Genomic DNA, 22,022 nt, shown 5'->3' with positions numbered 1-22,022 from the left:
CGCGATGGAAATAATCACGCTTTTCCGTCAGGCCATGGTGATGGTCGTGTTGCTCTCTGCGCCGCCGCTGCTGGTTGCGGTGATTGTCGGCGTGCTGATTTCGCTGCTACAGGCGGTGATGCAGTTGCAGGATCAGACGCTGCCTTTTGCCGTCAAACTGATTTCCGTCGGACTGGCGCTGGCGCTCTGCGGACGCTGGATTGGCGTAGAGCTGATGCAGTTGGCTATCACCGCATTCAACATGATTGCGCATACCGGGGTATAAATCCGCATGATCGCCACCATTCAGCACGTTTACGACTTTATCATTGCCATTACGCTCGGCATCGCCCGACTGTATCCCTGCTTTATCCTGGTGCCGGTTTTTTCACTCAACGTGCTGAAAGGCATGACGCGCAACGCTGTAGTGATTTCCCTGACGCTGCTGCCCGCCCCCATCGTGCAGCAGCAGCTTCTGCTGACGCCGCTGTCCTGGCCGATGCTGCCCGGCCTGTTGCTGAAAGAGGTTATTGTCGGGTTACTCATCGCGTTGATTTTGGCGATGCCGTTCTGGCTGTTTGAATCCGTCGGCGCCCTATTTGATAACCAGCGCGGTGCGCTCATGGGCGGCCAGCTCAACCCCGCGCTGGGTTCGGACGCCACGCCGCTCGGCCATCTGCTGAAACAGACGCTGATTCTGCTATTGATTATCGGTATCGGCCTGAAAGGGCTGACGCAGCTAATTTGGGACAGCTACCAAATCTGGCCGGTGCTGTCGTGGCTGCCCGCGCCGGGCGAACAAGGCTTTGAGGTGTATCTCAGCCTGCTGGCCGACACCTTCACCCATCTGGTGGTGTACGCGGGGCCGCTGGTCGCGCTGCTGCTGTTGTTGGAATTCAGCATTGCGCTACTCAGCCTGTATAGCCCGCAGCTTCAGGTGTTCGTTCTGTCCATCCCAGCCAAGTGTCTGGTGGGAATGGCATTTTTCATCATCTATCTGCCCGTGCTGCAATATTTAGGTGACCATAAACTTCAGGGGCTACCGGATCTCAAGCACCTGCTCCCGCTGCTTTTTGCGGCATCAAACAGCGAATAAGGCAGAAGCGATGAGCGAGAAAACGGAAGAACCCACAGAGAAAAAGCTCGAAGACGCGCGCCGTAAAGGGGAAGTCGGGCAAAGTCAGGATGTGCCCAAACTGCTGATCTGCGTCGGCCTGCTGGAGTGCGTACTGGCGCTGGCGGACAGCACGATGGGGAAACTGCAAACGCTGGTGCAACTGCCGCTGCAACGGCTGGATGCCCCGTTTGCACAGGTGGCGAAAGAGGTGTTCCACGATGCCGCCGTGCTGGCGGGCACGCTCTGCCTGTTAGCCGCCGCCATTGCCGTGCTGCTGCGCGTGGTCGGCGGCTGGCTCCAGTATGGTCCGCTGTTTGCCCCCGAAGCGCTGAACCTCGATCTCAACCGCCTGAATCCGATCAACCAGTTTAAGCAGATGTTTTCGATGCGCAAGCTGGTAGAAATGCTGACCAATATCCTGAAAGCCGTGGTGATCGGTACCGTCTTTTATAAAGTGGTGGTGCCGGAGCTGGAAGCGCTGGTCGAATTGGCCTATGGCGATCTACACGGCTTCTGGCAAGGGGTTAAAGCGCTGCTGATGCGCGTTGCCCGCACCACGTTGACGGCACTGCTGGTGCTGTCCGCACTGGATTTCGGTCTGCAAAAGTATTTCTTCCTCAAGCAGCAACGGATGAGCCACGAGGATTTACGCAACGAGCACAAGGATTCCGAAGGCGATCCGCACATGAAAGGTCACCGCAAATCGCTGGCGCACGAACTGATGAACGAACCTGCCGCGCCGCGCCCCAAAGCCAAGGTCGAAGACGCCGATATGCTGCTGGTTAACCCGACGCACTATGCGGTGGGGCTTTACTATCGCCCCGGTAAAACACCGCTGCCACGCATTTTATTCAAGGGGGAAGACCGCGCGGCGCAGGAACTTATTGCGCAGGCGCAAAAAGCAGACATTCCCGTGATTCGCTTTATCTGGCTGACCCGCACGCTGTATCGCACCACGCCGGAAGGCCACTACATTCCGCGCGAAACGCTTCAGGCCGTGGCGCAGGTGTATCGCGTCCTGCGCCAGCTCGAAGACGAACAAAAACGCGACATTATTGAGATGGAGTAACGGCGGATAGTTAGCTTTCCGCGATCTGACTCAGATAATACGCCTCTCCCTGACGCAGCTCCGCCATCATGAAATCAAGGAAAGCCTGTTGCTGCGGCGCGTGCGCTTTGCCTGCCAGCGTTTGGATTTGCAGCGAGCGCTGGTCAAGCTGCTTAATATTCAGCGGTTTAAGCCGCATCGGCTGCTGTAAGCACTTGTACATCACGGAGTAGAAACTACAGGCGGTGACCGCCCCCGGCGTGCTCATCGCATAGTAATAAAGCGTGGTGAAGTTGTTGCAGCACAGCGTCGGTTCCAGAAAGGTGCCGTTCATGCGGCATGAGAGGTCAAACAACTGCCGCAGCGTGGTCGAGGATTCCGGTAAGGCCAGTGGGAAAGGATGCAGATCCGCCAATTGAATAGACTGCTGCGCCAGCGGGTGATCGTCAGACATCAGCAGCATCAGCGGCGCAGGCAGCGCCAGTTCCACATTCACGCCCTGCTCAGGTGCCAGCGCAAACTGGAGCGCGATATCCACTTCACCATTGCGGATCATCTGGGACACCTGCATCGCCGAGTCCACTTTCAGCGCAAAGGTGGTATCCGGGTCATGCTGGCGAAAACGTGCAAATAACGTCGGCAGCAGATCAAATGCCATCCCCTCCGTGCAGCCGATCCGCAGTAGCGCCCGCCGGCTGGCTTTCAGCCCCTGAATCTCCGCCACGGCGGCATCCATGTCCATCATGCTCTTACGCACGTGATTTTCCAGAATGCGCCCCGCATCGTTTAACACCATACCGCGCGCATGACGCTCGAACAGCGGCACGCCGATGCGTTCTTCCAGCCGCTGGATTTGGCGGCTGATCGCAGAAACAGCAACAAACAGGTGCTGACTGGCGGCGCTGAGCGAACCGGTGGTGGCAACCACTAGAAAATAACGAATCTCGGAGCTGTGCATGGCGGCGTTCCTTTCAGACATCGCGGGGGATTCGCAGGTTTATATTAAAAGCAAAGCTTAATTGCAATTTTTATTATTGTTGCAAAGCTCGTTTTTTCTTTAAATATCGGTAACTTCGGCACATTATCCAGCAAGGAAAGGCATGACCAGCGCAGACCTTATTCGTATCGCCTGTGAACGTTTCGATCGCGGAGAATTTAAACAGACGCTGGCCCGGCGTATTGCCCACGCCAGTGAGAGCCAGAAAGCCGGTAACCATCCCGCGCTGAACCGCTATCTAACCGACGAAATCCAGCCCGCCTTGCAGGCGATGGGATTCAGCTTAAGGCTGATTGCCTCGCCAGATGAACGCCATCCCCCTTTTCTGCTGGCCGAACGCATTGAAGATCCCAGCCTGCCGACCGTGCTGTCTTACGGCCACGGCGACGTGGTTTTTGGTGATGAAGAAAACTGGCGCGATGGGCTCAAACCCTGGGAATTAGTGGAAGAAGGCGACCACTGGTACGGACGCGGCAGCGCCGATAACAAAGGCCAGCACAGTATTAACCTGATGGCGCTGGAGCAGGTGTTTCAGGCTCGTGGGCAGCGTTTAGGTTTCAACTGCAAACTACTGTTCGAGATGGGTGAAGAAATTGGCTCACCGGGGCTGGCCGAGCTGTGCCAACAGCACAAACAGGCGCTGGCGGCCGATATCTTTATCGCCTCCGACGGGCCGCGCCTCAGCGCAGCGCGCCCGACGCTGTTCCTCGGCTCTCGCGGCTGCATCAATTTCCGTTTGCGCATCAAAGCACGCGATCAGGCATACCATTCTGGCAACTGGGGTGGACTGCTGAGCAATCCGGGTACTCAGTTGGCTAACGCCGTAGCGAGTCTGGTTGATGGACAAGGACGGATGAATATCGACACCCTGCTGCCACCTCAGCTAACGCCGGCGCTGCGCGAAATCCTCAGCACGATCGACCCCGCCGGCAGTGAAGGCGATCCGGCGATTGATGAAAACTGGGGCGAAGACGGTCTCACACCAGCCGAACGGCTATTTGGCTGGAACACGTTGGAAGTACTGTCGTTTATTACCGGTAACCCGAACAAACCGGTGAACGCGATTCCCGCCGATGCCACGGCGATTTGCCAGCTGCGCTTTGTGGTCGGCACCGACTGGCAGCATCTGGCGCAACATGTGCGTCAACACCTCGACCAGCACGGCTTTACGCAGGTGGACGTTGAGGTACTTAACACGTCTCCGGCGACGCGCTTTAACCCCGAAGATCCGCTGGTGAACTGGACGCTGGCACTGATGCAGCACATCAGCGGCAAACAGCCTGCGTTGTTACCGAATTTGGGCGGATCGCTGCCTAATGACGTTTTCGCCGACATCCTCGGCCTGCCGACGCTGTGGATCCCCCACTCCTATCCGGCATGCGGTCAGCACGCGGTCAACGAGCACCTGCTGAAATCCGTCGCCCGCGAAGGGTTAGCAATCATGACCGGCCTGTTCTGGGAACTGGGGGAGCAAGGCCATACGCTATTAGAAGAACACAGAGTGTACGTGCGTCAGAAGTGATGTTTAAACCTGAACACAATGCTTATAAACGCGAACGTGGCCGTACTAGACGGCCACTGAGCGCAATGAAACAACCAGCTATCTTTCTTAACCGCATCATCAAAGAATAGCACTTAAGCCTTTTCTCTCGATGACCTCCAGTATTCGTAACGCCGCACCGGTTGGTGCGCTTACTCCACGTTCCCATTTCTGAACGCTGTTGGCCGACATATTAATGATGCCAGCCAGTTGGCTTTGACTAATTTTTTCACGCTCACGGATGGCCCGCACTCTGCTCGCGTCCATACTGGCGCGTGATTCCATTTTTTGACTTTCCGCTACCAGACGATTGATAGCGTCAAGATCGACGTCACTGGCCGTACCTGCGGCATGTTGACGCTGAATCATGTTCTGTATATTTAATAAGCGCTTATCAACCATTTATCACCTCAACAAGCTCTTTGTTTTTAAGGTCTGTTTCGAGATCGGCATCAGATTTATTTTTAAACACCGTTGACGCAATTTTAAAAGCCGCCAATACATCATCGGGAATTTCTTTCCCACGCGTTGATACCGTGTTTTTCTCCCATCCTTCAAAGAAAAACACCTTACCTTCTCGATGATAAGCCACTATTGTCCGGGCACCGCCACGTTTACCCAGACTGGTAGCAACGCGCTTTTTATAAACACCACCACCGAGACCTCCTTTATCGGGATGATCAATAATGTCTGCCGCAATATCACGTAACTGATGATCGGTTATGCCTGATTTTCTACGAGATTTATTGTAGTGACGCTCAACAAAAATCCTTTTTTGTCCCATAAAAGAATGCCCGATATTACTATGGTAATAACTACCATAGTAATATCGGGCAATAGCGTCAACCGGTTCGGGAGTCGTTTATTCGGATTGCGTACCTTTCTTCTTCATCCACTCCGGCTTCTGGAACGCGTGGAACATGGAGTTTTTGTCCTCAAAGAACGCGGCGAATTCCGGGGATTGAACGGCGGCTTTCAGATCCTGAGCAAACGGTTTGTCGGCATCTTCCGCACGCACAACGATCATGTTTTTCAGGTCTTCCGGCAGCACATCCAGTTGAATCGCGTCAGACAGGTTTAGGCCAGCAGAAATCGCGAAATTGGCGTTAATCAGCGAGCCAGTTACGCCGCCCAAAGCACGCGGCAGCTGTGCGGCTTCCAGCGGTTTAAAGACCAGCCCTTTCGGGTTTTCAGTGATATCACGCAGCGAGGCTTTGGTTGGCGTAATCTCTGGATTGATCTTGATCAGCCCGTATTTTTGCAGGAAATCCAGCGAACGAGCCAGATTGGACGGATCGTTTGGCAGCGTGACGATATCGCCCGCTTTCAGCTCATCCAGCGAGCGTACTTTGTTGGAGTAAAAGCCCATGCTGGCCGTCGGCACGGTGATCACTTCCGCCAGTTTCAACCCTTTATCCGCGCTGAAACGATCAAGATAGCGGCGGTTTTGGAACAGGTTGGCGTCGATACTTTTGTTCGACAGTGCCAGATTCGGCTGGATGTAGTCGCTGAATTCGCGCACTTTTACCTCGTAGCCTTTTTTCACCATTTCCGGCTTGATCGCTTTCGTGACCATATCGCCATACGGCCCCGGCGAGACGCCGATGGTGATTTCTTTACCTGAATCTGCTGCGTAAGCCTGAGAGATACCCAGCGCCAGCATGAGTGGAATGAGTTTTTTCAATCGCATCGTCGCGTTCCTGTCTGTCCGATTTAGTCAGTCTTCGCCGTTTTGCTAACGGCATTCTCGTTATGTTGGGCGTCTGTAGCCACGGTTAAGATCGAGATACCGGGAGCGACCACGGTGCGAGGCATCCCTGCGGGAACCTCATCACCGTGTTTCTCCCTAAATCTATCCCCTTACGCGCGATGCAACATCGCTCATTATTTTTCTCTATTTTTATAACGTTATTCCCTGGTGTTGGATAACGTTTTACTGCTCACATGTCTTACTAAAAAAGGCTTACTCAAGAATCAGTTAAAACAAAAAGGTTTCCTGTCCGTAGCAATATTTGTCGTACAGTTCAGGGTTAATCTCGAAGCCGATTCCCGGCTTATTTGGCACTGCGACGCAGCTGTCTTTGTCTAATTCGACAAACGGCAGCATGAAGTCTTCATGCCAATAGCGGGAAGATGGCGGAATATCGTGCGCGTAGATAAAGTTTGGCAGCGTAGATACCGCGATATTGTGTGCTTTACCGACCGCCGTATCCAGCATACCGCCGCACCACACCGGAATATTGTGGGCCTGACAGTAGTCATGAATCAGCTTGGTTTCAGTAATGCCGCCCACGCGCGCGACTTTAATATTGATGATTTTGGCGCTGCCCAGCTCGATCGCCTTACGTGCATCCTCTACCGACGCAATGCTTTCATCCAGACAGATAGGCGTATTTACCGCCGCCTGCAGTTTGCGGTGGTCGATAATATCGTCGTGCGCCAGCGGCTGTTCAATCATCAGCAGATTGAATGGATCAATGCGCTTAAAGAAATCGATATCGTCCAGCGTGTAGGCGGAATTGGCATCCACCATCAGCGTGATATCACCAAACGCCTGACGCAGCGCCAGAATATAGTCGTAATCTTTTCCCGGTTTGATCTTTATTTTGATGCGCTTGTAGCCTTCATTCAGGAAATTATCGACCACGCTGACTAATTTATCGGGCGTTTCCTGAATACCAATACTCACGCCCGCTTCGACTTTATCTCGTACGCCACCCAGTAATTGATGCAGCGGTACATCTTTTATCTTCGCGTAGGCATCCCAAATACCGCCTTCGATTGCCGCTTTGGCGCAATTATTACGCTTTACCGGAGCGAAAATATCGCGCACCTGCGAAGGATGTTCAATATCTCCAGCTTGCTTAATCATCGGGATCAGGAAGTCACGCATAATATGCCAGGCGGTGACGTTAGTTTCTTCGTTATAAAACGGCAGCGAAATTGCCGAGCAATCGCCGTAACCAATCTGTCCGCCAGCATGCACTTCCGCGATGGAAAAATGTTTCTCCGTCTGCGTCGCAAAGCTGGTCGTAAATGGCGTTTTCAGCGCCATTTTCATTTTTCTTAATACAATTTTGTCTATTTTCATGACATCTCTCTGCTGCCCTGAATACCCTATTCTGTCGTGGTTTAGCGGCGTTCGCGCTTATTCGCCCGACGCGATAATATATCGCCCAGCGTTTGCACGACCTGCACCAACACCACCAGCGCAATCACGGTCACCACCATCACTTCGGTTTCATAACGGTAATAGCCGAAGCGGATCGCCAGATCGCCGACACCACCGCCGCCAACAATCCCGGCCATTGCCGAATAACCAATCAGGCTGACCAACGTGATCGTCAGGCCGCGTAATAATCCAGCCAGCGCTTCCGGTAACAGCACGGTGGCGATGATACGCGTCGGGCTAGCACCAAAGGCTTCCGCCGCTTCCACAATACCCGGATCGACTTCACGCAGCGCGGAATCCACCAGGCGCGCATAAAAGGCAATCGCCGCGACTGACATCGGCACCGCCGCCGCAACCGGCCCAATCGTGTTACCCAGCAGCAGCTGTGTTAATGGCAACAGCAGCACCAGCAGGATCACAAACGGGATCGAGCGGATGATATTCACCAGAATGGTCGACACCAGATAGATAAAACGGTTCTGCCAGAATAAATGACGATCGGTCACATAAATCGCGATACCTAACGGCAGGCCGAATATCACCGCACAGAGCGTTGAAATACACACCATCGTGAAGGTTTCACCGAAGGCGAAGATTAATTCACCGAATAACTCAGTCATTGATGACCTCCACCCCAAAGGTATTCTGTCGAATATAAGCAATAGCAGCAGCTAAATTATCCGCCGCAGGATCGTCACGGTATGAAATCTGAGCGATAATATGCCCCAGTGCGCGATCGTTAATGTATTCAATATTGCCGTGCAGAATATTGACCGATACCTGAAATTGCTGTGCCACGTCGGATAATATCGGTTGTTCTACCGAATCATCGGCGAAGAGTATTTTCAGCAAGACGCCCTTATTATTCTGCTTAAAGCGTTCAGGTAATTCGACCGGGCTGGTATGGCTAACCAGCTGTTTGGTATAGGCGTGCTGCGGCGAGGAGAAGATCGTAAAGACGTCGCCCTCTTCCACAATATTTCCGCCCGTCATCACCGCCATGCGCTGACAAATACTTTTAATCACGCTCATCTCATGGGAAATAAGCACGATCGTGATACCTAACCGGACATTGATGCTTTTCAATAGCGCCAGAATAGACGCCGACGTTTCCAAATCCAGCGCCGAGGTAGGTTCGTCACACAACAGCACTTCGGGATGGTTCGCGATGGCGCGGGCAATGCCCACACGCTGCTTCTGCCCGCCGCTAAGCTGCGCCGGATAGGCTGTTCCTTTGTCCTGCAACCCGACTAGCGCCAGAATTTCCGGCACGCGTGAGGCAATCTCTTCTTTACTCTTCCCCGCAGCACGCAGGCTGAACGCCACGTTGTCATATACATTGCGGGTATGCATCAGATTAAAATGCTGGAATATCATCCCGATACGCTGCCGATGCTGGCGCAGTTCGCGGCCGGACGCATCGCTAATCAGCGTGTCGCCCAAAAACACGCGCCCTTCGGTTGGGCGCTGTAATAAATTGATCGTCCGCAGCAGCGTACTTTTTCCTGCGCCGCTGGTGCCGACAATCCCAAACACTTCACCCTGTTGAATGGTCAGGTTGACGTTGTTTACCGCCCTGGACTGTGCAGCTTTACCGGCGGGAAAATCAACGCTCACGTTTTCTAACCGAATCATTACCTGACTCACTCCTGCTGTTACTGACTATTTTATTGGCATACGCAAACGTATGCCTGTTTGATGTAGGGAAATCATTATTCGTGGGTAAAATCATTTCGCATTAGTTGACGTTGAACCTATCCCACAGGACTGTTTCACTTGCCATTTTTAACAGGGGTAGGCTCGCCATCGCCTTTTTGCGTTGAGGAATAACCGGGCTATTTATGTCTGCCATTTTTGTTATAATTAGATTAATTACTTATAAATCAATGAAATATTAAAAAATAATCGTCTGTTTAAAGTAGAGAGAAATGAGCTTTGCGTCAATGATAAAAAAAGCAAATCACCTTTCTGTTTTTTAGAAACTCTTTTATGTCTTTTTCTTCTATATAGGTAACTACCGTCCTCAGTCACCCTTGTGAGGTTCACGGCGTCACCAAACATAACAAATCATGATAATGCGTTGATAAGCATCTCAAAATATATCCTGAAACATTACCATCACAATCAGCGCCTAGCCTGATCCCGCACCGAAAAACGTTTATCCTCCCAATTAAGGATGCCACCATGCGTTATCGCTCTATGCTGCTGCCTGTTGTCAGTCTTTTCTTATTACCGCTTTCTGAGTTTGCAACGGCGTCTGAGCCGGACAGCGCGACGATCGGCACCATTGTCGATACCACCACGCAGGCCAGTAGCCGCCCTCAGGTTATTGAACTGGAGCAAGCCATTCAGTCCGCGCTGCGCAAAGCGATCCAGGGCGATGCACCGCAGCTTACCCGGGCTCAGTTGGAGCAAGCGAGAGAAACGCCACAAATGGCGGATATCGACTGGCTCAACAACAGCGGTTATGACTTCGCCGTGAAAGCCAACCAGCAGGCCGGCATTGCGCTACTGGAATCTTTCTCACACCTTTCCACCTATGTGTTACAGCAAAATACCGCTATTGTGACGCGCATTAATCGCGAAGCGACCACCGGGCAGCGCGAACAGGCGCTGATCGATGCCGAAGGCCAGGGGTATCTCTACTATCTGGCTGATGCATTGGGTCCGCGGTTGGGCAAGGTCTTTATTAACGCGTATAACCACGGTGAAATACGCAAGGCCGCCGTCTTACTCAAGTTATCCGCCGTCAGTACCTCCGCGGCTAAGCAACATTTCGACTACCCTCGCCCTTTCCTACAGCCCAATAACACTATTCATCTGGTGCCGGATACCGCCGTGATTGGTGATAACAAACCTTACACCGCTTCCGGTGGCGCATTTCCGAGCGGGCATACCAACACCGGCTACACCGACGCGCTGCTATTAGCGGAAATGATCCCTGAGCGTTTCGTCCCACTGATCGATCGCGGCGCGCGCTACGGCTATTCACGCATCGTGCTGGGCGTACATTATCCATTAGATGTGATCGGGTCGCGGATGCTTGCCGAGCGCAACGTGGCGCACTACCTCAACGACCCACAGTACCGTCGGCTGTTTGAACAGGCGAAGACGGAATTACGCAGCGCGTTAGAGAAAGCCTGTGGTACAACGCTGAGCGCCTGTGCCAAGAGTGATCCACAGGACGATCCTTACGCCGCACCGGAAATGAAGACGTTTTATCACTACACGATGACGTACGGCCTGCCGGCGCAACCCGGTAAAGCGCTCCCAGTTAGCGTTCCAGAAGGTGCGGAAGTCCTGCTTGACCCCGTACTTCCGCATCTCTCCGTTACCGAACGCAGAAACCTGATGGTGAAAACCGCGCTGGCTGACGGGTACCCGCTCTCCGGCGCACCGGGCGATAAAGGCCCGCAGAATTTCTGGCAGCGCCTCAATCTGCATGACGCCGTGCAATTAGCTCAGCATCGGTAACGGCTCTCCTCTTCCCCCGCATTTTCCTGCGCGGGGAAGAGGAACGTCACGCGGGGGGATAGTATTTAATAACGGAAGTTTAATAACGGAAAATTAATAACGGAAATTTATTATCCGAATGATTATCCTCACCGCAGTTTTGTTTCATTATTTTTAAAAATTCACGCTTCTAGTTTTTTAGAAATCGGCAATTATGGCGTTACCTTAACGATTATCTCCGTCAGTTAGCTGTAACGGTAACTTTCCGGTCAGGATAATATTTTAATGACTAATTTCCAGGCAGCATAGAATGCCACTTGGTTTGTAAACCAATGTAAATCGATGCTGTCACAAGTCCCCTGATGCCATTTTTTAATTTTAGTTAGTCTCAACATAAATATTCTCTTTCTTCCGTCGATATAGGAATACCGCTCCTTATCTGGGAGTAATTTAGAGGTACTTATGAGCATTAAACTTAAATTAATTTCGGTTATGTTGTTAATGGCATTATTGCTTTTGGTTGTCTCTCTTATCGGGCTGTTTGGCATGAACAACACCAACCAATCGATGAAAACCCTGTATCAGGATCGGCTGATAGCACTGGGTTATCTGGACAACATCACCAGGCAGGTGAACACCGTGATGTTTGAAGTCGCCAGCGTTGATCTCTCACAACCAGGCGATGTTAAGACCGGACTGGAGCACATTGCAGAAGCACAAAAAATTTATGATGCGCAATGGGATTTATACAGCAAGACGTATTTAACGGGCGACGAGAAAGTATTAGAAGAACAGTTTGCAATGTTATACAAGCAGTACAACGATAAAGTCGTTACTCCCGCCATTAATGCAATTAAGAAGAATGATAAAGACGCATTAGAATATATTATTAATCACACCTTAAAAAGCGAATATGCACCGCTGCAAAAGACTGCCGATCAGTTGATTAAATTACAATCTGATGTGGGCCAGGAACTCTATTCTGAATCACAAAATAGTTTCAGTAATATATTATTTTTCGTAGTGATTACCCTTCTGATCGGGATAGCTATCGTTGCCTTATCCGGTTGGCGATTGATTCTATCGATTGCCGTACCGATAAAAAATGCCGTGGATTTAGCCAGAAAAGTGGCAGATGGCGATCTGACACACCGCATCGCGATTACGTCGAACGATGAAATGGGACAGCTACAAACCGCACTGCGGGAAATGGTGCTGAACCTGACGGATATCGTTGAGCGCGTACACAGCAACGCCGACATTATTGCGACCGCATCCAGCCAGATTAACAGCGGCAATATCGATCTCTCCTCTCGAACCGAGCAGCAGGCCAGTTCACTGGAAGAAACGGCGGCATCAATGGAACAGATGACCTCCTCGGTCAAACAGAATGCCACCCATGCCGCTCACGCCAGCCAGTTGGCAACCACCGCCTCACAGCGCGCGGTTGACGGCGGCAAGATGATGGGCGATGTGACCAATGCCATGCAACAGATGGTGTCATCCGCAGAGAAAATCACCAATATTATCGGCGTGATCGACGGCATCGCCTTCCAGACCAACATCCTCGCGCTGAACGCCGCCGTGGAAGCCGCCCGAGCGGGCGAACAGGGCCGAGGCTTTGCGGTCGTCGCGGGCGAAGTGCGAACGCTGGCACAGCGCAGCGCCAACGCGGCGAAAGAGATCAAAGAACTGATCGGGACGTCCGTGGAACAGGCAAATCATGGACACCATGCCGTCATCGACGCGGGCAGCATGATTCAAAGCGTGGTGGAAGACATCAAACGCGTGGCCTCGATCGTGACCGAAATTTCTACCGCCAGCAATGAACAAAGCCTGGGCATTGGGCAGATTAATACCGCGATTTCACAGATGGAAACGGTCACGCAGCAAAACGCCGCGCTGGTAAACGAAGCCGCCGCAGCCGCTGGTTCACTGTCCGAACGTGCGGGTGAACTCAGCCATGCCGTTGCGGCGTTCCGTATCTAATCACCACACCGTTTTCACGTCACCCGCGCGATTGATTATTCCCACGTGCGGGTATCGACGACCTTTAACACGTCGCTCAACGTGGTTAAAAACACATCGGCGTGCTCTTCCTGAAACACCAGCGGCGGGCGAACTTTCAGCACGTTCGCCGCTGGCCCCGTCGCGCTGATCAGCACACCGCGCTGACGCATAGCATTCACGACCTGCAATGCGGATTCCGTTGCCGGCGCTTTGCTTTCGCGATCGCTAACCAGATCTACGCCGATAAACAGACCGTAAGCCCGAATATCGCCAATCAGCGGGAAATCCTGCGCTAACTGCTGTAAGCCTTGCCGCAGATAATCACCAACCCGCTGGGCATTCTGCTGTAACTGTTCTTCCCGAATCACCCGCAGCACCGCATGCGCCGCCTGACAGGACACCGGATTGCCGCCGAACGTATTGAAATAGCGAACATCTCGCCCGAATGCATCGAACAGCGCGGAACGCCCAACCAATCCAGCAATTGGATGTCCGTTGCCCATCGGTTTCCCTAAACTCACCAGATCGGGGACAACACCGTGACGCGCAAAGCCCCACATTGATTCCCCGGTGCGCCCAAAGCCCGGCTGCACTTCATCCGCGATAAACAGTCCACCCGCCTGACGAACCAGCGCGGCCGCCTGCGCCATCTCACCTTCCGGTGCGCAGAACACACCATCACTGGAAAAAATCGTATCGATCAGCAGCGCGGCAGGACGAATGCCTTCCTGCTGCATCTGCGCCAGCGCATCACGAATACTGCGAAGAAATGCACCGGGCTGGCGATAGGTATCCGGCGGCTCGATCAGTTTCACGTGACTGCCACGCGCCACACCATCCCCCAGCGATGGCGACAGTTCTGCCAGCGCGCTAGTCACGCCGTGATACGCCCAGCGCGTCACCAATACGCCCGTTCCCCCCGTCGCATGTCGGGCAATGCGTAATGCCAGATCGTTGGCTTCACTGCCGGTACAGGTCAGCATCACGTTGTTCAACTCGGCAGGAAATTCACTCAGCAGATCTTCCGCGAAATCAACAATTGCAGGGTGCAGGTATCGCGTGTGGGTATTGAGCTGTGCGCTCTGTCGCGCCATCGCCTCAACCACTGCCGGATGGCAATGTCCGACCGAGGCCACATTGTTATACACATCCAGATAGCGTTTCCCCTGATGATCGACCAGCCACACGCCCTCACCGCGAACAACATGCAAGGGGTCTTCATAAAACAGGCGGTAGCCGCTGCCCAATACTCGCTGACGGCGCGCCAGCAACGCCTCTGTCGTGGTCATTTCAGGCGTGATTTCTCTCTGATTCATCGCGCGTTCTCCGGGCAAACCTGCTGTAGGCGAGTCACAAACTGGGTATGGGAATAGGTTGCGATGCGCTGCAAACTGTGCCAGCAGCGTGGCACATTGCGCAGCAGATATTCCCGATTGTCGGGATAGCGTGATGCCCGCCACTGCGCAATCGTCAGGGTCAGCGCCATGCGGGTCGCAATCAAATCCGGTAACAGCGCGATCTCCGCCGATGTCAGCGGTCTGTGCTGATGATAGGCGGCAACAAACGGCACAACCTGTTCCAGCAGGTCCGCGCCATCGCCAATCTGGTACGCCAGCGCCGTCGCCACTTCGCAGATTAACGGGGCAAAGACGGCATCGCCAAAATCGATAATGCCGGTGACCCGCGTCGGCAACGAACCGTCTACCAGCACGTTATGCGGGTTCAGATCGTTATGAATGACCTGGCGGCGTAGCATCGTCAATTCAGGCGCGACATGGCTGTCATAACGGTCAAAAGTGCGCTGAAGATGCTGATACTGCTGTCGCTCAGGAACGAAATCGAGATAAGGACGCACCTGCTCTGCGCGGCTGATATCCCACAGTAGAGAACGGTTCGCTGCCGGATGCGTAAAGCCGTGAAGCGCGTTGTCTAACTGCGCCAGCGTGCCCCCCAGTTGCGGCATCAGTGCCGTTGAAGGCGAAGCCAGATAGTGCGGCATGCCTGCGAGATAGCTCACCAGCCGCACGCGCAGCGGTACGCCATCAATTTCAACGCACGTTTCTGGCAGACCCACTGTTGTCGGCCTGATGCGCGGGACGGGCAATTCGGGTGCCTGCTGAGCAAGATGCAGTAGCAACGCGGTCTGAAAATCACTGACGTCGGCGGGCTCCGCCGCATTGATGACTTTCAGCATGTAGCGTTCATCGGGCGTGACCGTCAGGCAGAAATTCATATCACGCTCGCCCTGAAGCAGCGCCATCTGCCCAGACAAGCCATATTCTTGCTGCGCGATAGCCAATGCCTGCTGACAGGAAACCTGCGGGACCGCCTGCGTCATCAGCTCATCGCCATGCGATGCAACGTCGGCAAAAATCGGCTGATTGGACGCCTCGGAGGGAAACGTGGGAAAAGGTGCAGTGCGTCGTCCGTCAGACATGCTGCCCTCCGTTAACGTGGATTTCCGCGCCGTTGACATAAGAGGCCCCGGAAGTGCAGAGAAAATAGATCAAACTTGCTACCTCTTCGGGTTTACCTAAACGCTGCATCGGCACCTGCCGCTCAATAATATCGTCCGTCCCCGGTGACAGAATCGATGTTTCAATTTCCCCCGGCGCAATCGCATTGACGCGAACGCCGTGTGGACCAAAATCAAAGGCCATTTCCCGCGTTAGCGCGGACAGCGCCGCTTTTGACGTGGCGTAAGCCACGCCGGCAAAGGGATGAACGCGCGATCCGGCAATCGAGGTCACATTAATCACGCAGCCCTGTGACGCTTTTAGCTCGTCGAACAAGCCGTTTGCCAGCAGCGCGCAGGAAAACAGATTGACGTTGAAGACCCGCAGCCAGGTCGCATAATCCGTGTCGCGCACGCCCAGACGCTGCCCGTCGACACCCTTTGGTGAAATTCCCGCGTTATCGACCAGCGCATCCAACCGCCCGCCCAGCTTTTCCTTAATCAGCGGCAGCGTCTGTTGCAGGCTGTCGATATCTTCCAGATCGAGATGAATGTGATTAAGCAATTTTTCCGCCCACGGGCACTCTTCCGCCCAGTTCTGGCGCGACGCGGTAAAGATTCGCCACCCCGCCGCATGAAAATGCTTAACGGTGGCATGCCCGATTCCCCGGCTAGCGCCGGTCAGCAAAAGTGTTTTTTGCACTGTCATACCGAATCTCCTGAGCCTTTGTACGCGATACATCAAAATGGTGTTTGATGCATCATAAATTGGGTTTTAAAAAAAGCTGAAGGGATTTTCAGCGAAATTTGGTCTTTTCACGACTACATACATCCTAATGTGAAAGTTTCGTGCGTATGAGTAGTGTTATTTCTCTGTGACTTCATCACACGCCCGACAAGGCGCGCTCAATCGCCGCAGCGCCTTGACCACTGGCTTTTCGGCGCTAATTATGCCGCTAAAGCGGTGCCTTCGTCGGTATCAGGCTTAGAGGACCGCTTGCGACACGTTCCCGACGTGGCGCAAGCTTGAGCCGCGTCCATGCGGCTCATCCTAAGCCTGCTATCTCCTCAGCATAATTTCTTACGCCGGATAGCAACTGCCCTCACTTACGCATTACATTAATGGCGATAAGAAACGGCATGCAAATATCAACGCGCACGAAATATTCTCACGCTGGACACTTTTCGATCCCCCCACCTTAGCCCCCGCTTCGTAAACGCTCCGAGCGGCGGCGTAAAATCTCCATCACGATGAGCAGGACGAGCGCAGCGCCCACCATCATGGTGGCTGCGGCGGCTATCGTCGGGTCGAGGTTTTCTCGGATACCAGCAAACATCTGTAGCGGCAGCGTTCGCTGGCGCGGGCTGGCGAGGAACAGCGTGACGATCACCTCATCAAACGAAGTTGCGAAAGCAAAGAGCGCACCGGAGAACACACCGGGCGCAATCAGCGGGAACGTTACCTTGCGAAAAGCCAGCAGCGGCGAAGCACCCAGGCTAGCGGCAGCACGCGTCAGGTTGTGATCGTAATTCTTCAATACCGCGGTGACCGTAATCACCACGAACGGCACACCCAGCATCGCATGTGCCAACACCAACCCCAGATAGCTGTTCAGCAGCGACAGCTTGGCGAAGAAGAAAAACATCCCTACCGCGACAATCACCACCGGCGCAATCATCGGCGAAATCAGCACGGCCATCACCAGCGACTTCCCGCGAAACTCACCGCGTACCAGCCCAACCGATGCCAGCACGCCGAGCACCGTCGCGAGCAGCGTGGCAAGCGGCGCAATCAGCAGGCTGTTGCCCAGCGCCCCCAGCCATTCGCTGGAGTTGAAAAACTCGCGATACCAGCGCAGGGAAAATCCCGTCAGCGGATAGCTCAGAAACGAACCGGCATTAAATGAGAGCGGAACAATCACCAGCACGGGCACGATTAAAAATAACAGCATCGCCGCCCCGTAAAAATTAAAGAATGTGTTCCACAGACGGATCACCACTTCACCCTGCTGTCTCATATGTTATCTCCCCAATATAAGGTGTGCTTAGTGCGCCGCGGCTTCTGCATTGGTGCGCGTGACACGGATGTACACGACGTACAGCAGCGTCACGATGATCAGCAACTGCGTCCCCAGCGCGGCCGCCATTCCCCAGTTCATGGTGGTATTGGTGAAGAACGCGACAAAATAGCTCAGCATCTGGTCACTCGGCCCACCCAGCAGCGCTGGCGTAATGTAGTAGCCAATCGCCATCATAAAGACCAGCAGCGCTCCCGCCGTCACGCCCGTGTACGTTTGCGGCACGTAAACCCGCCAGAAGGCGATAAACGGATGCGCCCCTAGCGAAATCGCTGCGCGTACATAGTTCGGGGAAATACCTTTCATCACCGCATACAGCGGCAAAATGAAGAACGGCAGCAGGATGTGGGTCATTGAGATGTAGACACCGATGCGGTTAAACACCAGCACCAGCGGCTCATCGATAATGCCGATGTGAATCAGCGAGCGGTTGATCAAGCCGCCCGACTGCAACAGCACAATCCAACTCGCGGTGCGCACGATCAGCGATGTCCAGAACGGCAGCAGCACCAGAATCAGCAGCAGATTGGCGCGGTTAGACGGCTGTTTTGCCAGCCAATAGGCCAGCGGATATCCCAGCCCCACGCACAGCAGCGTCACCACGCCCGCCATGAGCAGCGTACGCAGCAGCACGTCGACGTACAGCGCCTGATCGGCAGGCTGCGGGACAATCTGCTGCGTGGTGGCATCGATTTTGTGGTCAAACACCGCCAGCAGGTAATAGCTGGTGAAAGGCCGCGCCGCCCGGTCGAACGTTTGCCAGGTCGCCAATTCACCCCACATTGGCTGTTCACGTATCAGTTGAGCGCGTATGTCGCTGCTGCCCTCAGCGGGCAGCTTACGCAGTGTGCGAGTAATCAGCGTACGGTATTCCGATCCTTCATACCCTAACCGTTTGGTGATCGTGCTTAGCTTACCGCTGCTGCGGGCATCGCGCAGATCGCCAACCAGTGCCCGAAAGACGGCTTCATCCGGTACATCGTTGCCCGACCAAAGCCGCATCGCGGCAATGGTCTGTGGCATATTGTCACGCAATTCCGGGTTGGAGACGCTTTTCCCCAAAATCGAGGTGATCGGGAAGAGAAAACTCACCACGATAAACAGAAACAGCGGCGCAATCAGCAGCAGAGAGCGTTTCTTATAGGCTTTCTGCGCCAGCCACAGTTGCTGCTTCAAGGTTGAATTTTCTTCGTTTCCGCCAGACGGTACAGCGGCGACGACATCGCTCTGGGACATAGGCTCTTTCTCCATCATCACGTACGGTCACTCACTGCGGCTTTATTGCGCGGCCCAGGCATTAAAACGTTGCTCCAGCTCTTCGCCGTGATCGATCCAAAACTCCGTATCAACTTGCAACGCCTGTGCCAGATTATCTGGGGCCGTTGGCAAATTGGCAGCAACGGCCGGAGCCAGCAGGCTGGTGGTTTTGACGTGCGTCGGGCCGTACGGAATGTTTTCAGCGAATACTTTCTGGTTTTCCGGCTGGTTGGCAAACGCAATAAACTGCTCCGCCAATGCCTTGTGTTTGGAGCCTTTGACGATCGCCCAGCTATCCAGATCGTAAATGCTGTCGGCCCAGACAATCTTAAAGTCATGCCCTTCTTTCTGCGCCGCTGAGACGCGGCCGTTATACGCGGAGGTCATTACCACATCGCCCGACACCAGCCATTGCAGAGGCTGTGCGCCGGATTCCCACCACTGGATATTCGATTTGATCTGATTCAGTTTCTTGAAGGCGCGCTCGACACCTTCTGGCGTCGCCAACACCGTGTAGAGATCTTCGCGCTTCACGCCATCGGCCAGCAGAGCGATTTCCAGCGTAAATTTGGCGCTTTTACGCAGCGCACGCTTGCCGGGATAATCTTTCACATTCCAGAAATCAGCCCAGCTTTTCGGTGCCTGTTTCAGCTTCTGCGCGTTATAGGTCAGCACGGTAGACCACAGGAAGATCCCCGCACCGCACTCACTGACTGCGCCTTTAACAAACTGGGATTGATCGCCCAGTTTTGACCAGTCCAGCGGTTCAAACAGCCCTTCATTACAGCCGCGCATCAGTTCTGGACCTTCAACTTCCACGACGTCCCAGCCTACCTGTCCGGTTTCCACCATCGCCCGGATACGTGCCATTTCACCGTTGTACTCACCGGCTTCCACCGTGCCTTTGCCCGCTGCGGCGAACGGTTTGTAAAATGCCTTATCCTGCGCATCCTTGTTTAACCCGCCGAATGAGATCACCGTGACGGACTCCGCCTGCGCCTGACAGGCCATCGTCACCAGAAAAGCCGTGGCCGCTATTTTCTTCAGTACCGGACGGTTGAAGAGGCCTTTCGCTTTGGATGTGTTGTTGAGTTTGGACATCTTTTCGCTCCTGGAGTGTTAGCCAACGTAATAAGGTCAAATACGAACCACAATTTTTGTGCGCTATATTTTTGATGCATCATGTATCATGATAATCACGCAAAAAAATATGAGCATAAATTGTGCCAATTCGAAAATTTTATTGATGTTTTACTACAGCGGCGGCGGGAACGGTGAGGAGAAGCATCAGGGAGACACAACCGCTATCGATACCTGATGCCATTTCACCCTTTTTGCCATGTTGTGGTGCAATCCAGCATTGCCTTGCACCACCCAGACACATTGCGCGTCTGGTGTTCGCGTGCCGATACGGGCTATCGACACGCGTTTCTTACCGACGATCTACCGGGAAAGATCGACGCAGAGGTATTTCATCTCCAGATAGTCTTCGATCCCGAAACGTGACCCTTCACGGCCCAACCCCGACTGCTTCACCCCGCCAAACGGCGCGACTTCATTCGAAATCAGTCCGGTATTAATGCCAACCATGCCGTAGTCCAATGCTTCCGGTACCGTCCACTGACGCACGGCGTCACGCGTGTAGACATAGGCTGCCAGCCCAAACTCGGTATCGTTCGCCATCGCAATCGCCTCTGCTTCATCGCTGAAGCGGAACAGCGGTGCCACGGGCCCGAACGTCTCTTCGCGGGCAAAGCGCATCTCGCGCGTCACCCCGCCGACGATGGTTGGCGTGAAGAACGTGCCGCCCCGTTCGTGGCGTTTCCCGCCCAGCAGCAGCGTTGCCCCGTGCGATAGCGCGTCAGCAATGTGCTGCTCAACCTTGCTGACCGCATCAGCATCAATCAGCGGCCCCTGCGTCACGCCCGGCTGCGTACCGTCGCCGACGTTCAACTTGCGCACTTCCTCAACCAGTCGTTCGACCAGCGCTGGATAAATACCCTCTTGCACGTAGATTCGGTTGGCGCAGACGCAGGTCTGCCCGCTGTTGCGGAACTTGGAGGCCAGAATGCCTTTCACAGCCTGATCCACATCGGCATCATCGAATACAATAAACGGCGCGTTGCCGCCCAGCTCCAGCGACAGCTTTTTCACCGTCGGCGCACTCTGCGCCATCAGAATGCGGCCCACTTCCGTCGAACCCGTGAAGCTCAGCTTGCGCACCACCGGGCTATCGCACAGCACTTTACCGACCGACTGCGCATCACCGACGATAACCTGCAACACGCCGCGCGGAATCCCCGCCTGCTGCGCCAGTTCCGCTAACGCCAGTGCGGTAAACGGTGTCTGCTCGGCAGGTTTAACGATCATCGTGCAGCCGGCCGCCAGCGCAGGCCCGACCTTACGCGTGATCATCGCCGCGGGGAAATTCCACGGCGTAATCGCCGCACACACGCCAATCGGCTGCTTGATGACCAGCAGGCGCTGTTGCCCCTGTGGGGATTGCAGCACGCTGCCTTCAATGCGCTTGGCTTCTTCCGCAAACCAGTCGATAAAGCTGGTCGCGTAGGCGATTTCGCCCCGCGCTTCCGCCAGCGGTTTTCCCTGTTCCGCCGTCAGTAGCGCAGCCAGATCCTCCTGATTGTCCATAATCAGGCGCGCCCACGCCTGCAATAGCGCGGCACGTTCTTTTCCCGTCTTCTTACGCCACTCAACCAGCGCCTGTTCAGCGGCGGTAATCGCCTGCTGAGTTTGTGACACCGTCACTAGAGGTACGCTACCCAGTACCTCGTCCGTCGCCGGATTGGTGACGTCCAGACGCTCACCGTTTTGGCTGTCTTGCCACTCGCCGTCAATCAGGCAGTGTTGACGGAATAAGGCTTGTTGTTTCAGTAACTGTTCCAGTTGCATAGCTTC

General features: G+C 54.1%; 20 protein-coding genes. 6 read left to right on the top strand and 14 right to left on the bottom strand.

The genetic code is table 11. The annotated features are described in order from the left end of the window. The first annotated feature begins 4 nt into the window (after window positions 1-4). Genes sctS through sctU form a run of 3 tightly spaced genes read left to right on the top strand, consistent with a single transcriptional unit; the run spans window position 5 to window position 2,165 of the window. Entirely contained in the window at window positions 5-265 is a 261-nt protein-coding gene (sctS, locus tag MYB54_RS10435; protein WP_010302163.1) for a type III secretion system export apparatus subunit SctS, read from the top strand. Window positions 266-271: 6 nt separating this feature from the next. Continuing rightward, window positions 272-1,075 carry a type III secretion system export apparatus subunit SctT gene (sctT, locus tag MYB54_RS10430; RefSeq protein WP_014915560.1) on the top strand — a complete coding sequence of 268 codons (804 nt, stop codon included), beginning with the start codon at window positions 272-274 and terminating at the stop codon, window positions 1,073-1,075. 10 nt (window positions 1,076-1,085) lie between these two features. Beyond that, complete coding sequence (sctU, locus tag MYB54_RS10425) at window positions 1,086-2,165, top strand: type III secretion system export apparatus subunit SctU (protein WP_014915561.1); 1,080 nt, start codon at window positions 1,086-1,088, stop codon at window positions 2,163-2,165. 10 nt (window positions 2,166-2,175) lie between these two features. On the opposite strand, the gene MYB54_RS10420 is transcribed toward sctU, so the two are convergent. Next, window positions 2,176-3,102 carry a LysR family transcriptional regulator gene (locus MYB54_RS10420; RefSeq protein WP_014915562.1) on the bottom strand — a complete coding sequence of 309 codons (927 nt, stop codon included), beginning with the start codon at window positions 3,100-3,102 and terminating at the stop codon, window positions 2,176-2,178. Between the two features lie 142 nt (window positions 3,103-3,244). Between MYB54_RS10420 and MYB54_RS10415 the strand changes: the two genes are divergently transcribed. Beyond that, entirely contained in the window at window positions 3,245-4,663 is a 1,419-nt protein-coding gene (locus tag MYB54_RS10415) for a M20 family metallopeptidase (RefSeq protein WP_248721898.1), read from the top strand. A gap of 99 nt (window positions 4,664-4,762) precedes the next feature. On the opposite strand, the gene MYB54_RS10410 is transcribed toward MYB54_RS10415, so the two are convergent. From MYB54_RS10410 to MYB54_RS10385, 6 genes are all read right to left on the bottom strand, one after another. Next, window positions 4,763-5,083, bottom strand: coding sequence for a helix-turn-helix domain-containing protein (locus MYB54_RS10410; RefSeq protein WP_206556171.1), 321 nt, complete (start codon window positions 5,081-5,083; stop codon window positions 4,763-4,765). Continuing rightward, entirely contained in the window at window positions 5,076-5,465 is a 390-nt protein-coding gene (locus tag MYB54_RS10405) for a type II toxin-antitoxin system RelE/ParE family toxin (protein WP_206556172.1), read from the bottom strand. The genes MYB54_RS10410 and MYB54_RS10405 overlap by 8 nt, the downstream gene beginning before the upstream one ends. 78 nt (window positions 5,466-5,543) lie before the next feature. Next, entirely contained in the window at window positions 5,544-6,371 is an 828-nt protein-coding gene (locus MYB54_RS10400; protein WP_039288787.1) for a MetQ/NlpA family ABC transporter substrate-binding protein, read from the bottom strand. 288 nt (window positions 6,372-6,659) lie between these two features. Next, window positions 6,660-7,772 (bottom strand): o-succinylbenzoate synthase, encoded by a 1,113-nt coding sequence (gene menC / locus MYB54_RS10395; RefSeq protein ID WP_206556173.1) that lies wholly within the window; start codon window positions 7,770-7,772, stop codon window positions 6,660-6,662. Window positions 7,773-7,813: 41 nt separating this feature from the next. Beyond that, on the bottom strand, window positions 7,814-8,473 hold the full coding sequence (locus MYB54_RS10390) for a methionine ABC transporter permease (protein WP_039558475.1): 660 nt from the start codon (window positions 8,471-8,473) through the stop codon (window positions 7,814-7,816). Continuing rightward, window positions 8,466-9,488, bottom strand: coding sequence for a methionine ABC transporter ATP-binding protein (locus MYB54_RS10385; RefSeq protein ID WP_039288795.1), 1,023 nt, complete (start codon window positions 9,486-9,488; stop codon window positions 8,466-8,468). The genes MYB54_RS10390 and MYB54_RS10385 overlap by 8 nt, the downstream gene beginning before the upstream one ends. A 549-nt stretch (window positions 9,489-10,037) precedes the next feature. Here MYB54_RS10385 and MYB54_RS10380 point away from each other — a divergent pair. Continuing rightward, window positions 10,038-11,327: an acid phosphatase gene (locus tag MYB54_RS10380; RefSeq protein WP_205563721.1), complete on the top strand. Its 1,290-nt coding sequence runs from the start codon at window positions 10,038-10,040 to the stop codon at window positions 11,325-11,327. Between the two features lie 441 nt (window positions 11,328-11,768). Beyond that, entirely contained in the window at window positions 11,769-13,295 is a 1,527-nt protein-coding gene (locus MYB54_RS22140) for a methyl-accepting chemotaxis protein (protein ID WP_014915570.1), read from the top strand. A 35-nt stretch (window positions 13,296-13,330) separates the two neighbouring features. Here the strand turns inward: MYB54_RS22140 and MYB54_RS10370 are convergent, their stop codons facing one another. The 7 genes from MYB54_RS10370 to MYB54_RS10340 form a co-directional block, all read right to left on the bottom strand. Next, window positions 13,331-14,632, bottom strand: coding sequence for an aspartate aminotransferase family protein (locus tag MYB54_RS10370; protein WP_014915571.1), 1,302 nt, complete (start codon window positions 14,630-14,632; stop codon window positions 13,331-13,333). After that, window positions 14,629-15,753, bottom strand: a complete 1,125-nt coding sequence (locus MYB54_RS10365; RefSeq protein ID WP_014915572.1) for a phosphotransferase — start codon at window positions 15,751-15,753, stop codon at window positions 14,629-14,631. The genes MYB54_RS10370 and MYB54_RS10365 overlap by 4 nt, the downstream gene beginning before the upstream one ends. Beyond that, on the bottom strand, window positions 15,746-16,480 hold the full coding sequence (locus tag MYB54_RS10360) for an SDR family NAD(P)-dependent oxidoreductase (protein WP_014915573.1): 735 nt from the start codon (window positions 16,478-16,480) through the stop codon (window positions 15,746-15,748). Before MYB54_RS10360 ends, MYB54_RS10365 begins: the two co-directional genes overlap by 8 nt. 490 nt (window positions 16,481-16,970) lie before the next feature. After that, a complete protein-coding gene (locus MYB54_RS10355) occupies window positions 16,971-17,789 on the bottom strand; it encodes an ABC transporter permease (RefSeq protein WP_039509570.1) in 819 nt (272 codons plus the stop codon). Between the two features lie 27 nt (window positions 17,790-17,816). Continuing rightward, the gene (locus MYB54_RS10350; protein ID WP_248721896.1) at window positions 17,817-19,085 is read right to left on the bottom strand and encodes an ABC transporter permease; all 1,269 of its coding nucleotides are present in this window, start codon (window positions 19,083-19,085) and stop codon (window positions 17,817-17,819) included. 42 nt (window positions 19,086-19,127) lie between these two features. Beyond that, complete coding sequence (locus MYB54_RS10345) at window positions 19,128-20,207, bottom strand: ABC transporter substrate-binding protein (RefSeq protein ID WP_014915575.1); 1,080 nt, start codon at window positions 20,205-20,207, stop codon at window positions 19,128-19,130. A gap of 342 nt (window positions 20,208-20,549) precedes the next feature. Further along, window positions 20,550-22,016, bottom strand: coding sequence for an NAD-dependent succinate-semialdehyde dehydrogenase (locus tag MYB54_RS10340; RefSeq protein WP_248721895.1), 1,467 nt, complete (start codon window positions 22,014-22,016; stop codon window positions 20,550-20,552). Between the last annotated feature and the right edge of the window lie 6 nt (window positions 22,017-22,022).

It is taken from the genome of Pectobacterium nicotianae (assembly GCF_023272715.1).
GTDB lineage: Bacteria > Pseudomonadota > Gammaproteobacteria > Enterobacterales > Enterobacteriaceae > Pectobacterium > Pectobacterium brasiliense.
Note: the sequence above shows the minus strand (reverse complement) of the source record. Positions and strands in the feature narration are given on the sequence as shown.

Excerpts from the sequence above, each read along its gene's own strand:
- MYB54_RS10385 (WP_039288795.1), bottom strand. The coding sequence starts at position 9,488 with ATGATTCGGTTAGAAAACGTGAGCGTTGATTTTCCCGCCGGTAAAGCT.
- MYB54_RS10345 (WP_014915575.1), bottom strand. The coding sequence starts at position 20,207 with ATGTCCAAACTCAACAACACATCCAAAGCGAAAGGCCTCTTCAACCGT.
- MYB54_RS10405 (WP_206556172.1), bottom strand. The coding sequence starts at position 5,465 with ATGGGACAAAAAAGGATTTTTGTTGAGCGTCACTACAATAAATCTCGT.
- MYB54_RS10415 (WP_248721898.1), top strand. The coding sequence starts at position 3,245 with ATGACCAGCGCAGACCTTATTCGTATCGCCTGTGAACGTTTCGATCGC.
- MYB54_RS10410 (WP_206556171.1), bottom strand. The coding sequence starts at position 5,083 with ATGGTTGATAAGCGCTTATTAAATATACAGAACATGATTCAGCGTCAA.
- MYB54_RS10390 (WP_039558475.1), bottom strand. The coding sequence starts at position 8,473 with ATGACTGAGTTATTCGGTGAATTAATCTTCGCCTTCGGTGAAACCTTC.
- MYB54_RS10355 (WP_039509570.1), bottom strand. The coding sequence starts at position 17,789 with ATGAGACAGCAGGGTGAAGTGGTGATCCGTCTGTGGAACACATTCTTT.
- menC (WP_206556173.1), bottom strand. The coding sequence starts at position 7,772 with ATGAAAATAGACAAAATTGTATTAAGAAAAATGAAAATGGCGCTGAAA.
- MYB54_RS10400 (WP_039288787.1), bottom strand. The coding sequence starts at position 6,371 with ATGCGATTGAAAAAACTCATTCCACTCATGCTGGCGCTGGGTATCTCT.
- MYB54_RS10380 (WP_205563721.1), top strand. The coding sequence starts at position 10,038 with ATGCGTTATCGCTCTATGCTGCTGCCTGTTGTCAGTCTTTTCTTATTA.
- sctS (WP_010302163.1), top strand. The coding sequence starts at position 5 with ATGGAAATAATCACGCTTTTCCGTCAGGCCATGGTGATGGTCGTGTTG.
- MYB54_RS10360 (WP_014915573.1), bottom strand. The coding sequence starts at position 16,480 with ATGACAGTGCAAAAAACACTTTTGCTGACCGGCGCTAGCCGGGGAATC.
- MYB54_RS10370 (WP_014915571.1), bottom strand. The coding sequence starts at position 14,632 with ATGAATCAGAGAGAAATCACGCCTGAAATGACCACGACAGAGGCGTTG.
- MYB54_RS10350 (WP_248721896.1), bottom strand. The coding sequence starts at position 19,085 with ATGTCCCAGAGCGATGTCGTCGCCGCTGTACCGTCTGGCGGAAACGAA.
- sctU (WP_014915561.1), top strand. The coding sequence starts at position 1,086 with ATGAGCGAGAAAACGGAAGAACCCACAGAGAAAAAGCTCGAAGACGCG.
- MYB54_RS22140 (WP_014915570.1), top strand. The coding sequence starts at position 11,769 with ATGAGCATTAAACTTAAATTAATTTCGGTTATGTTGTTAATGGCATTA.
- sctT (WP_014915560.1), top strand. The coding sequence starts at position 272 with ATGATCGCCACCATTCAGCACGTTTACGACTTTATCATTGCCATTACG.
- MYB54_RS10365 (WP_014915572.1), bottom strand. The coding sequence starts at position 15,753 with ATGTCTGACGGACGACGCACTGCACCTTTTCCCACGTTTCCCTCCGAG.
- MYB54_RS10340 (WP_248721895.1), bottom strand. The coding sequence starts at position 22,016 with ATGCAACTGGAACAGTTACTGAAACAACAAGCCTTATTCCGTCAACAC.
- MYB54_RS10420 (WP_014915562.1), bottom strand. The coding sequence starts at position 3,102 with ATGCACAGCTCCGAGATTCGTTATTTTCTAGTGGTTGCCACCACCGGT.